The 12,731-nt window shown below is 64.0% G+C and carries 9 protein-coding genes; 2 read left to right on the top strand and 7 right to left on the bottom strand.

What is annotated here, in order from left to right; genetic code table 11:
* Positions 1-462 precede the first annotated feature (462 nt).
* The gene (locus MF134_RS02745; RefSeq protein ID WP_255337847.1) at positions 463-1,017 is read left to right on the top strand and encodes a copper chaperone PCu(A)C; all 555 of its coding nucleotides are present in this window, start codon (positions 463-465) and stop codon (positions 1,015-1,017) included.
* Positions 1,018-1,068: 51 nt separating this feature from the next.
* On the opposite strand, the gene MF134_RS02740 is transcribed toward MF134_RS02745, so the two are convergent.
* From MF134_RS02740 to MF134_RS02720, 5 genes are all read right to left on the bottom strand, one after another.
* Complete coding sequence (locus MF134_RS02740; RefSeq protein ID WP_255337846.1) at positions 1,069-2,901, bottom strand: ATP-binding cassette domain-containing protein; 1,833 nt, start codon at positions 2,899-2,901, stop codon at positions 1,069-1,071.
* 46 nt (positions 2,902-2,947) lie between these two features.
* Positions 2,948-6,127, bottom strand: coding sequence for an efflux RND transporter permease subunit (locus MF134_RS02735; protein WP_255337845.1), 3,180 nt, complete (start codon positions 6,125-6,127; stop codon positions 2,948-2,950).
* Positions 6,124-7,524, bottom strand: a complete 1,401-nt coding sequence (locus tag MF134_RS02730; protein WP_255337844.1) for an efflux RND transporter periplasmic adaptor subunit — start codon at positions 7,522-7,524, stop codon at positions 6,124-6,126. Before MF134_RS02730 ends, MF134_RS02735 begins: the two co-directional genes overlap by 4 nt.
* Before the next feature lie 271 nt (positions 7,525-7,795).
* Entirely contained in the window at positions 7,796-9,766 is a 1,971-nt protein-coding gene (locus tag MF134_RS02725) for a PRC-barrel domain-containing protein (protein ID WP_255337843.1), read from the bottom strand.
* A gap of 182 nt (positions 9,767-9,948) precedes the next feature.
* The gene (locus tag MF134_RS02720) at positions 9,949-10,113 is read right to left on the bottom strand and encodes a DUF1328 family protein (protein ID WP_255337842.1); all 165 of its coding nucleotides are present in this window, start codon (positions 10,111-10,113) and stop codon (positions 9,949-9,951) included.
* Positions 10,114-10,446: 333 nt separating this feature from the next.
* Between MF134_RS02720 and MF134_RS02715 the strand changes: the two genes are divergently transcribed.
* Positions 10,447-11,415 carry a diacylglycerol/lipid kinase family protein gene (locus tag MF134_RS02715; RefSeq protein WP_255337841.1) on the top strand — a complete coding sequence of 323 codons (969 nt, stop codon included), beginning with the start codon at positions 10,447-10,449 and terminating at the stop codon, positions 11,413-11,415.
* 52 nt (positions 11,416-11,467) lie between these two features.
* Here the strand turns inward: MF134_RS02715 and MF134_RS02710 are convergent, their stop codons facing one another.
* Positions 11,468-11,740 (bottom strand): DUF7218 family protein, encoded by a 273-nt coding sequence (locus MF134_RS02710; RefSeq protein ID WP_255337840.1) that lies wholly within the window; start codon positions 11,738-11,740, stop codon positions 11,468-11,470.
* Between the two features lie 185 nt (positions 11,741-11,925).
* Entirely contained in the window at positions 11,926-12,177 is a 252-nt protein-coding gene (locus MF134_RS02705; protein ID WP_255337839.1) for a hypothetical protein, read from the bottom strand.
* Positions 12,178-12,731: the final 554 nt, after the last annotated feature.

Below are 12,731 nucleotides of genomic sequence, written 5' to 3'. Positions count from 1 at the left end.
ACGGCTCTTTCGCGACAGGACTCTGGCGGCAGCTCTTGCCGTCATCCTGGCGGAGTTGCTGGTCTTTCAGGCCGTGGCCGGGAGCTTGTCCTGTCCCACCATGTCTTTCCAGACCGGGGTTGAGACGCTTTGTTCCGGGGAGACGGTTTCGCCCAGCCCGGGTGACCCCGCGCCTCAGGGGCTTGCGCACTGCCCGCATTGCGATTGCGCCATGCTTTGCGGCGGCCCCGTTGCGCCGGCTTTCGTCGCGCCGGCGGCGATGTCCGCCTTCAGCCCTATATCCGATCTTGTCGTTGCCGGACCGATCGCGCGTGAGGCGCCCGAAATGCCGCGCGCGGCGCCGCTTCAGCGGTTCCGGTCCCGCGCGCCACCCCTTGATCCGATTGAACGGCGTCTCGGCTGAGACGCTGCGCCCCACGCAGTGGGGCCGCACTAAAATATCATTCAATCGGAGAGACTTCCATGCATGTCTTCAAGTCGGCGCTCATCGCCGCTTCGCTTCTCGCCGCCGTTCCGTTCGCCTCGTCGGCAAGCGCCCATGACTACAAGCTCGGCGCCCTGCATATTGCCCATCCATGGACCCGCGCCACGCTTCCCAATGCGCCGGTGGCCGGCGGCTACATGACCATCGAAAACACCGGCGACACCGCCGACCGTCTGGTGGGGGGATCGACGCCCGCTGCCGAGGCGGTCGAAATTCACGAAATGACGATGGACGGCGACGTGATGAAAATGCGTCCGGTCGAGGGCGGGTTGGAGATTCCGGCGGGCGAAAGCGTCACTCTCAAGCCGGGCGGCTATCACTTGATGCTGATGAAACCGACTGAGCCGCTCAAGGAGGGAACGCGGATCCCCCTGACGCTCACCTTCGAGAAGGCGGGCGAGGTTTCCGTGGAACTGACCGTCGATACGGTTGGCGCCATGCGGCCGGGCAAGCATGACGCCGATATGCATGGCGCTACGGAGCACGACGACATGGGTGAAGCCAAGTCGATGGGCAACATGAAGGCCGAATAGCACGCGTGCAAATGGCGCGAGGCGGACCCTCAGAAGACTCCGGGGTCCGCCTCAGCTTTCGAGTTCGGCCTTCAGCATTTCGAGCTCGAGCCATTCGTCCTCGGCTTTGGCGAGCGCTGCGCGCTTCTCGTCAATCAGCGAGGCGAGCTTCCTGAAGCGCTCGGGCTTGGCCGAATAGAGATTGGGATCGGCCATCTCCGCTTCCGCCTTGGCGATTGCGCTCTCCAGATCTGCAATCGTCTTCGGCAGCGTCTCGAGGGCGAATTTCTGCTTGTAGGAAAGCTTCGTGCTGCTTGCCGCAGGCTTTGGCGCCGCGCTCGATGGCTTACCCGCGTTTCCAGCCTTTTTGCCGCCGTCAGAGGCGGTCTTGGTCGGGCGCTTTGCGGCATCGGCTTCCCGCTTCTGGGCCAGCATGTCGGTGTAGCCGCCGGCATATTCGAGCCATTGGCCGTTGCCGTTGGGAGAGATCACGCTGGTGACGGTGCGGTCGAGAAAGTCGCGATCGTGGCTGACGAGGAGCACGGTCCCCGGATAGGCGGCGATCAGTTCCTCCAGAAGATCGAGGGTCTCCATGTCGAGATCGTTGGTCGGCTCGTCGAGGACGAGGAGATTGGCCGGCGTCGCCAGCGTCTTGGCGAGCAGCAGGCGCGCCCGCTCGCCGCCAGAGAGCTTGCCGACCGGCGTGCGGATCTGTTCCGGAGAGAACAGGAAGTCGCGCAGGTAGCCGGCCACATGGCGCGGCTCGCCATTGACCATCACCTGATCGCCGCGCCCATCGGTCAGCGCTTCGGCGACGCCCAGATCGTCGCGCAGCGCGGCGCGCTTCTGGTCGAGGAAGGCCAGATCGAGATTGGTGCCGAGCCGCACACGGCCGGAATCCGGCTCAAGTTCGCCGATCAGCATCTTGAGAAGCGTCGTCTTGCCCGCGCCGTTCGGACCGACGAGGCCGAGCCGGTCGCCGCGACCGATGCGGGTCGAAAAATCCTGGACCAGAACGCGGCCGTCATAGGCCTTTGAGATCGCTTCCGCCTCGATCACCAGCTTGCCGCTTTCGCGAGTCTCGGACGCCTGCATGTTGACCTGGCCGACCGCACGCCGCGCTTCGCGCCGCTCCCGGCGCATGGTGTGAAGCGCTTCCAGCCGGCGCTGGTTGCGGGTGCGCCGGGCGGTGACGCCGTAGCGCAGCCAGTGCTCCTCGCGCACGATCTTGCGGTCGAGTTTCTGAAGGTCTCGTTCTTCCTCCTCCAGAACCTTGTCGCGCCAGCCCTCGAAGCTCGCAAAGCCCTCGTCGAGCCGACGCGCGCTCCCGCGATCGAGCCAGACGGTCGCGCGGGTCACGTTTTCCAGAAAACGCCTGTCGTGGCTGATCACCACAATGGCGCTCTTCATGGCCGCGAGTTCCGATTCCAGCCATTCGATCGTCGGCAGATCGAGATGGTTGGTGGGCTCGTCGAGAAGGAGGATGTCCGGCTCCGGCGCCATGGCTTTCGCGAGCGCCGCGCGCCGTGCTTCGCCACCGGAAAGGTTTTTCGGCTCCATGTCTTCGGAAAGACCGAGAGATTCCAGAAGGAAGGTGACGCGATAGGGGTCATCCGCCGGACCGAGACCATCCGACACATAGGCGCCGACGGTCTCGAAGCGGCCGAAATCCGGCTCCTGGGCCAGATAGCGCAAGGTGATCCCCGGCTTGAGGAACACCTCGCCGCGATCCGGCTCGACTTGGCCGGCTGCGATCTTGAGAAGCGTCGACTTGCCGGAGCCGTTCCGGCCGACAAGCGCGATCCGGTCCTGGGGCAGAACGTTGAGTTCCACGCCGGTCAGAAGCGGAGTTCCGCCGAATGTGAGGGCCGCGCCGTCGAGGCGGAGAAGAGGAGGGGGTGCCATGGCGGCCTTCTAGCGATCTCCGGCCGCTTCCGGAAGAGCCGATCCGCTACTCTGCCGGCATGGGATGCGCCTGTCCTGCACCTTCATTCGGATCGTCGGACTTCGTCGTATCGGCAGACTCCGCTGCGGCGATGTCCTGGTGGAGCTGAGCGGTTTTCTCGGACACGGGTTTCGAGAACCGGCCGAGGATCAGATAGGCGACCGGCGTCACGAACAGGGTCGAGAAGGTGGCAAGCCCCAGCCCGCCGACGATGACGTAGCCGAGCGAGACGCGCGCCTCGGCGCCGGCTCCGGAGGCCAGCACCAGCGGCACGCCACCCACGACGGTCGCCACCATGGTCATCATCACCGGCCGCAGGCGAAGAAGCGAGGCCTGCTCGATTGCCTCGCGCACGGACTTGCCGCGTTCGCGGAGCTGATTGGCGAACTCGACGATCAGAATGCCGTTCTTCGCCATGATCCCGACGAGGAGCACCAGTCCGATCTGGCTGTAGAGATTGAGGCTTTCACCGAAGAAGGCGAGGGCGAAGATCGCACAGGCCACCCCAAGCGGTACGGTGGAGATGATGATGAAGGCCGAAACGAAGCTTTCGAACTGAGCGGCGAGCACCAGAACGATGATGACGATCGCAAAGCCGAACACCAGCGCCAGACCGTTGTTGGTTTCCGTCAGCGTGGCCGCTTCCGCCAGTGGCACCAGCCGCTGGGTCGGGGGCAGGATATCGGCGGCGAAGACCTGGAGATCGTTCCAGGCCGTCTGGATCGCGTAGTCGTCTGCGATTTGCGCGGTGAAGCCGACCGCGCGGCTGCGGTTTTCCCGCGAGAGCGTCGGGGCGATCGGCTTTTCCTCGATCGTGGCGACGGTCGACATCGGAACGACCCGATCGTCACCCGCCTTGAGGAAGACATTGCGCAAATCTCCCGGATCGTTGACCGGATCGCTGGAGGAGATCAGCCGGATGGGGACCTGCTTGTCCTCGATATAGGTCCGGCCGATCTCACGGCCGTCGAGAAGCGCCTGCATGGCCGTGGCGAGCCCATCGATGTCGATGCCGAGATCGGAGGCGCGCGAACGGTCGATGACCACGGAAAGCTGCGGCTGGGTCGCATCGTCGGACAGGCGCACCGTGCCCCAGCGACCGTCCTTCTGCATGGCCTCCAGAAGTGTGTCGGCGCTTTCCGCCAGTTGATCGAAATTCTGGCCGGCGATAGCGAATTGCAGGCCGCGCCCACCGCCGCGGATGCCGAGCGAATTCGGCTGGATGGCGAAGGCCCGGACGCCGGCGATGTTGCGGAGCCTGCCGTTGATCTCGCCGACGATCTCCTGTTGCGAGCGTTCCCTATCTTCCCAGTCGACGAGGCTAAGCACCATGAAGGCGGAATTTGCGCCGCCCCGGCCGGTGATCGCGAAGACATTGTCGGCTTCGCCGCTGTCCACATAGGGGATCAGCAGGTCTTCGATCCGGCGGACCTGGGCGTTGGTATAGTCGAGGCTTGCGCCTTGCGGGCCGCTGACGATCAGGAGCACGACCGCCCGATCCTCCGAAGGCGTCAGCTCCTGCGGCATCGACTGGAAGACGTTGTAGGCGCTGAAGGAAAACAGACCGATGCCGACAATGACGACGATCGGAAACGCCAGACAGAAGCGCAGGGCGAGCGCATAGAGCCCGGCAAGTCCCGCACCGATACCGCGGATGGATCGCGCAAAGACGCCCGGTTTCTTCTCCTCCTCGCGCGGCTTGAGGAAGGTGGCGGCGAGCATCGGGCAGAGGGTGAGAGCGATGAAGGACGAGATCACCACGGCCGCTGCGAGAACATAGCCGAATTCCTGAAAGAGGCCGCCCGCCTGACCCGGCAGGAAGGAAATCGGCACGAAGACGGCCGCGAGCGTCGCCGTGGTCGAGATGACCGCGAAGAACATCTCGCGTGCGCCGATGACGGCGGCGGCCTGGGGCGTCGCCCCCATGTCTCGGCGGCGCACGATGTTCTCGAGAACGATGATCGCGTCGTCGACCACCATTCCCGTGGCGAGCACCAGCGCCAGCAAGGTCAGGATGTTGATCGAAAAGCCGGCGAGATAGATGAAGCTGACGACGCCGATCAGCGCGATCGGCATGGTCACCGCCGGCACGAGCGTCGCCCTCAGATTGAGAAGAAACAGAAAGATCACGGCGACAACGATCACGACGGCGAAGCCGATCGCGATCTGCACCTCATGCAGTGCGCCGTTGATGAAGATGGCGTCGTCGCTCGTCACCTGCACGGTGACGCCCTCGGGCAGGGTGCGATTGAGCGCTTCCACCTCGCGGCGCACGCCATCGGAAATGTCCAGGGTCGAGGATCCCGCCTGGCGCACGACCCCGAGACCGATGCCGATCTCGCCATTGCGCCGGAGTTGGGAGCCCGCCTCGTCGGGGCCGAAGCGCACGCTGGCGACGTCGCCGAGGCGGGTCCGGTCGTCGAGGAAGATCGCCTCGAATTCCTCCGGGCTCGACACGTTGGCATCGGCCCGCACGATCAGTTCCTGGCTCGGCGAGGCGAGGGAGCCCGCGGGTACGTCCATCGCGGCGTTTTCCAGCGCGCCGGCGACGGCCCCCAGCGTCAGGCCGCGGGTGGCGAGCTTGTCGGGATCGATGTCCACATAGATGAGCCGCTCGCGCTCGCCGTAGACCTGAAGATCGGCGACGCCGTCGACGGCGGCGAGCTGATCAGCAATCCGGTCCTCGACGAGGGTCGTCAGATCCTCGATCTTCATGTCCCGCGCGGTGACCGCAAGGCGCATGATGGCCTGGGCGTCGGAATCCGCCTTGACGATGCGTGGCTCGTCGGCGTCGTCGGGCAGGGCCCGGGCGATCCGGCCGACGGCATCGCGCACATCGCTGGCCGCGACGTTGAGATCGGTGGATTCGGAGAACTCGATCGTCACCCGGCTGTCGCCGAATTCCGACTGCGACGACATGGACTCGATGCCCGAAACCCGCGCGACCGCGCTCTCGATCTGGCTGGTGATCTGCCGGTCGACCGTTTCCGGGCTCGCCCCTTCGAAGTCCACAGAAACCGTAATGACGGGACGGTCGACATTCGGCAGTTCGCGCACCTCGACGGCACCGAGCGCGGCGAGGCCCGCCACGACGATCAACAGGTTGATGACGATCGTCAGCACCGGCCGCCGAATGAACAGGCTGGTGAAGGCGGTGAGACCATCGATCCGCTGGGTCTCGTTCACCGGACGGTTCCCGTGCCGGCATCATTGGTCGCCGCGTCGCCGGAGCCGCCGCCCGGCGTCCTGTTGCCGATATCCTCGGCGACCGCCGCTCCGACGACGATCCCGGATGAGACGCCCTCCTGCTGGAGTTCCGTCGTACCATCGTTGGACACGCGTTCGCTCCGACGATCCTCGGAGGCCGCGGTGCCGTTCGGCCTTTCCGCGACAGGTGCCGTATCCTCGCTATCGGCATCATCCAGCGTGCGAACCGAGATGCCTGGCCGCATGGACTGCAGGCCTTCGACCACGACCGCGTCTCCCGGCTCGAGATCCTCGGAAGCGATCAGAACGCGGTCGATGTTTCGCTCGATGATGCGCACCGGCGCTTTGGTGGCCTGACCGTCGACGACCTTCCAAACGATCGGACCGCTACGCTCCCATACGACCGAGATCGGATCGACGGAGAGATACTCATCGCCATCGAGCGACAGCGACACGGTGAAGGACATGCCCGGCCGGAGCGTATCCCCGGAATTTTCGATCAGGGCTTCGGTCCGCAGGGTCCGCGACGCCTCGTCGAGGCGACTGTCGATCGCGCTGATCTCGCCCTGATAGGCCCGGTCGGGTTGGGCGGTGGAAACGGCTTCGACCGGCCGGCCGACAGAAAGTTCCGAGACGAAGCTCTCCGGTGTGTAGAAGATCACCTTGAGCCGGCTGCGGTCGTCGATGGTGGCGATCGCCGTCTGGCTGTTGACGAGATCGCCCTGGTCGACGGAGACGATGCCGACACGCCCGTCGATCGGCGCCTTGATGGTCCGTTTGTCGAGCGCGATCTGGGCAGAGCGCAGGTCGAAACGGGCATTGTCGCGCTCGCGCACGACATCCTCGACCTCGACCGCGGTGATCGTGCGCGACCGCGCGAGACGCTGATAGCGTTCGAGCTTGGCTTCGGCAGCTTCCAGAGCGATCCGAGCCCGGTCGACGGCCAGCTCCTCGGTCGAGCGTTCCAGTTCGACCAGAACGTCGCCGGCTGCAATGGCCTGGCCGGATCGGACACCGACACTGGCAATGATGCCGGTGGTGTTATCGGGGTAGACGGTGACGGAACGCGCGGCTTCGCCGGTGCCGATCGCATGCATTTCCGTCCGCGTACGGCTGATCTCGACCGGATCGGTCACCACCAGTGTCGCGCCCCCGCCGCCGAAGCGGCCGCGCCCGCCACGACCACTGGAAGCGTCGGCAGTTACCGGCTCGCCTGCTTCGGGGGCAATCCACAAGACGGCAGATCGGATCAACGCCTGCGCCGGAAGGTCGAGGGCCAGCAAGGCGCGCCCCGCTGCCGGCTCGAACTTGATGTAGGCGGCGAGCATGGCGAGGAGGATCACCAGAGTGACGACGATCTGCCGTAGAAATGCCATGCGTGGCGGACTCCGAAATTGCGGCCGAGCGTGCTTGAACGCATAATCGCAAGCATAACGAACAATCCGACGATAATCCGCTCGCAGGTGTAATGAAGTGTAATCAATAGCGGAATTTCGGTCGCGATGACGCGAAGCCGCATGGCCTCCCCATCATCATGTCGTGAACGAAAAAAGCCCGCCTGAGGAGGCGGGCTTCAAGAAGCTCAAGAAGAGCCTGGCTGTTCATTGGGCTGGGAGATGCTGATTTGCTCCAGCGTCCCCGTCACTCTCAATTGGCTTCGGCAGTTCCTGCCGGGTCGCTCGAAGAGCCCGAAGCGCTGTTGCTTTCGATCCGCATCGTGTCGCGGTTCTCGGCGTAGGTCTCGCTGTTGTACTCCGGAGCGTTGTCGAGCTGATCCTCGGTGAACTCCGTGTAGAGATAAAGCGAGCCGTTGTTGTCGCGCATGAAGGAGAGGTTATCCATGCCCACCGCGACCGGCTTTTCGCCAATCCCGAGGAAGCCGCCGACATCGATGATGACGGCATCGACCTGACCTTCGGCGCTCATGGCGATGTCACCGATCTCGCCGACCGTCTCGTCGTTCGGACCATAGACGGTGGTGCCCATCAGGTCGTCCGCAGTCAGCTGAGCATTGTCCTCGACCTCGCTGAGCTGCGAGCGCAGGTCGCTGCCACCGGTCGAAGCGGTGCTGGCGACATCACCCGAGGTGCCCATGGTTCCGGTCGTCGCCATGCCGCTATCATTCTGGGCCATGGCGCCATCGGTTTCGGCGGTCATGCTGTCAGCGGCATTGTCGGCCGTCTGAGCAGCCTGGTCGCCGGCGTTCTCCATGGCCTGGCCAGCTTCGTTGGCGGCCTGCTCGGTCGCCTGAGCGGCATCGTTCATGGCCTCGCCGGTCTCATCGGCAGCATTGTCAGCGGTCTGGGCAGCCTCGTCGGCGGCGTTGTCCATGGCCTGACCGGCTTCATTGGCGGCCTGCTCAGTCGCCTGGCCAGCCTCGTTCATGGCCTCACCCGCTTCGTCAGCGGCGTTGTCGGCCGTCTGAACCGCAGCTTCGCCGGCATTTTCCATGGCCTGGCCCGCGTTGTCAGCGGCCTGCTCCATGTTTTCACCCGCCTGATCGGCAGCGCCTGCAGCCGAGCCCGCGGCGGCACCGGTCGCAGCGGCCATCTGGTCGCCCGTCTGGCTACCGTCATCGGCGGGCTGCTGAGCCTCGCCCTCGGCCATCTGCTGCGATGAGCGCTCGCCCGAGAAGTCCGGAGCCTGTTCCAGATCTTCCCTGGTCAGGGCTGCGGTGATCAGCGGTTCCTGATCTTCATTGCGGGTCATCTCGAGGCGATCGAACGGAACGCCGACTTCCTTCTCGCCAATTCCGAGGAAGCCGCCCACGCCGATCACGGCAGCGTCGACATCGCCCGAAGAGGCGAAGACGAGGTCATTGATGCCACCGATATCCTCTGCATCTTCACCCGGACCGGTGTAGACGCCGGTGCCGATGAGATTTTCGGTGAGATACTGGTCGGACCCGACACTGGCGGGATAATCGCCCGAGCTGCCCTCGGAGGACGCAGTCTGACGATCGGTCTTGCCGTCCGCCATGTTCTCGCTGTCGTCGGACGCCATCTGCTGATCGGACGAACCCGATGCCGCCCCGGAACCAGCGGCGTCGGTGCTCGCCATCCCGGTGCCGGTCTCAGGCGCCATTCCGGTGCTGTCGGTCGAGGCCGCCTGCTGTTGCTGCGCCTGGGCTTCCTGCTCCGCGGGCGTCATGAAGGTCGGTGCGCTGGCGAGTTCGCTCGGATCGGCCTTCAGAACCGCGCGGACCTCGTTGTCCTGGTCCATCGTCCAGCCGATCTGATCGAACGGGATGGCGACGACCTTGGACTCGTCTTCGACAGTCGCGCTCACGACGGCTGCGACGACCTTACCATCGCTGCCCACGAGGAAGTTCTGGATGTCGCCGATAGACTCGGCATCTTCGCCTTCGCTCCCGTAGAGCGACTGACCAGTCAGGTTCGATGCGAGATACTGGTCGCTCGAAAGGTTCTGCAGATAGTTACCGGCGGAGGCCTGCTGTTCCGAGGCGACGCCCGTTGCGTCCATCTCCTGGGAAGAGGAGCCCTGCGTCGCTGCCGGCTGCTGGGTCTGGGTATCGGTGGCACTCGAATCCTGTGCCATCGCGCCGGGAGCCGTCAGGACGGCGGCGATTGCCGTAGTGGCCAAAAGCTTGCGGATCATGGTAGGAATACCTTCGTCTATTGTAGGGATAGACATGCCGCGCGACCCGAGTTTGGTCGCGAGGGTCGCGCGGCTCGCAGATGCCTAGACAACTATTTGAAAAAAAGTCGGTTCCCGCCCGCTGCGACTTTTTGGCCAAAAATTTTGCAATTGCCGGCCTTCCAGGCTGGGATCGATCCTGTTCAGGCGAGAGCAAGCACGCCGAACAGCAGCAGCAGCAAGATCCCGACCAGGACAATAAAGATCAGTATTTTCGCGATACCGGCCGAAACGCCTGCGACGCCCCGGAAACCGAGCAGGCTCGCGATCGCTGCAATCACCAACAGGATAATGATCCATTCGATCATGGTAGACTCCCTCAACTGTATTCACCTGGCGCTCACTGGCTGACCGCCATGTGCCCGTTCGGCGATCTAGGGCGCACCGGCGGGAAGCGACACGCACATGCCCGGTTTTTCTTGGGGCAGCTATCGGTGTGTCGTCTGCTCTTGGAGGCAGGAGGCGAAGGCTACGGTGCCGCGCACCCGCGTCGACTGCGGGATCGAAACCAAGTTTTTTTCGTTTTTTGCAGACCGCCGACCTGACCCGAAGCTTCGCCGTCCCATCTTGTGCCCTGGCACTTCTGGCCGAACCGGAGCAAGAAGGCTCTGAACCGGCCCACCGGACAATGGCTTGCGATCATGCATATACTCGCCCTGCTGAACCGCGACGGCGGAACCCTCAAGACCGCCGATCTCGACGAACTCTCGCGCTTCATCCGCGACGAGTTCCAGGTTCAGGGACATGAGGTCTCGGTCGAGATCGTCGCGGGCGGGGACATCGTCGGCGCGATCGAGGCGGGGGCGGAACGCGAGGACATCGATGTTCTGCTGGTCGGCGGGGGCGACGGTACGGTTTCGGCGGCTGCAGCCACGCTGACGGACCGCGATATCGCCCTCGGCATTCTGCCGGCGGGCACGATGAACCTGTTTTCGCGCACGCTCCAGATACCGCTGGACTTGCATGCCGCGGTTCAGGCTTTGGCGGCGGGCGAGGTGACGCCGGTAGACGTGGGCTCGGTCAATGGCCAGCCTTTCATCCACCAGTATGCCACCGGCCTGCATGCCCGCATGGTACGGCTGCGCGAGCGCATCAACTATCGCTCACGCTTCGGCAAGATGTGGGCTACGACACGTGCGGTCTCTCTGGCGCTGCGCAGACTGCCCAAGGTCGAGCTCGTCATCAATATCGACGGCCGGGTCGAGCGGCTGACCTGTTCCGCCATTGCCGTCTCCAACAATCTTTACGGACCCGGGCACCTGCCGTTCGCGGACAACCCGAAGGGCGGTGCATTGGGCGTCTACATCTGCACGGAACGAAGCCTGCCTCGGGTGACCAAGCTGACGCTCGATATCCTGATGGGAAAGTGGCGCGAGAATCCGGATCTGATCGTGAAGACGGCCCAGCGGGTCGAACTGGCCTACAATGGCAAGACCCACGCCAACCGTGCGGTCCGCGATGGCGAACTCGATGTCCTCGACGCGCTTTCGGTCGTCGAGATCAAGCCGCTGGCGCTCAAGGTTCTCGTGCCGAGCGAGGCGACCTATCTCACCGATAGTCCGGTGCTGGAAACGGCAGAGGTCGGCGGTCGGGAAGCCTATCGAGGCTGAATGGCCGAAAGACCTGCATGATAGTCGCCGTACTGCGCTCCGGTCGCGATCATCAGGATCGAAGGGCGTCGATCAGTTCTTCCTTCGTCATGTCGGAGCGCCCTTCGATCTCCAGTTCCTGGGCTCGCCCGTAGAGTTCCTCCTTCGTCCATTTCTCGTAGGCGGGATTTTCACCGCCGCGCCGTGAGGGATGTTGATTGGAGTTGGCTTGCGCATTCGAAATGCGCGCGGCTTTTTCCTTCGAGTAGCCGTCTTCTCGCAGGCTTTCGTAGGTCTCGGGATTCTTCAGGGACGGGTTGGCGTCGTTTTGATTCTTTGCTGCCATGGGGAGTTGCTCGATCATTTCGAATGCGTGTTCTAGGATCCGGGGCACTGCTGCGGCCGCGAAGCGAAAAGGGGTGTCTGCGCCCTGATCGGGTGCCGGACGAAGAAAAGGCCGAGGAGCGTGCCAGAGCCAAATCTGGTCGCTACCCGGCCTCCATTCGTCAGCCGCCCTCTGCGGCTGGTCGATCAGCCGTCCGACGGTGCCGGTGCATCGGGCGAGACGACCGTATCGTTCGTCGAGCCGACATCGCCAGGCGCGGTCTGGACTTCGACCGAACTCGTGCCGCCGCCGGTCAGGGTGGCATCCGGCATTGCCCAGCCATAGAGTCCAAGGCCGACGAAGACGATGGCGCAGAGCGCGAGGCCGGCCACCAGGATCATCAGGATCGGGGTCCCCTTCTGGCCCTGTCGTGCTTCGGTTTCGTTCATTTTGGTCATGGGTTATCTCCTCACTGACCTCTTGGCGACGTGGTTCGGCGGCCGTTCCGCCGTGTCTGTCACGTCACGAGAAGTGGATTGCTTTGCCGAACTGTCGTCGCGCCTTTGAAGGGGCACACGGAAGTCCGTCTTGGCGGCTTACGGCACGCTTGGTGTCACGCCCGAAGGTTCGCCTTTGTCGTGAGAATAACGAGAGAGGACTGGCGCCCGTTCCCACTGCGGCGAATGACCGCAAAACCTGTTCAGGTCGTGGCAAACGATAAAAGACGGCTTGCCATCCAATGGGCTCGGGCGGGGCACCAAGACAAGCGAACAGCCCACATCTAAGGGCGGATGTTTCGACGTTAAGATCTTCCTTCCGCCGATGTCGGCGGAACTGTCGTGCACGGATGCCATTTGAGATCGCCCGAAGCCCAGAGCCACGAAGGCCCGAGAAGTTGTGAACGAACCACGGGCGTGTCGCCCAGAAGAGCCGCGCGTGAGGGCCGGTACCCCGCCGCTTATCCGCCCCGCCGGCATCGCGATCCAGCAGGGCATGAGGGAGCTTTGACGCT

It is taken from the genome of Jiella marina (assembly GCF_024359545.1).
In the GTDB taxonomy this organism is placed as follows: domain Bacteria; phylum Pseudomonadota; class Alphaproteobacteria; order Rhizobiales; family Rhizobiaceae; genus Jiella.
Note: the sequence above shows the minus strand (reverse complement) of the source record. Positions and strands in the feature narration are given on the sequence as shown.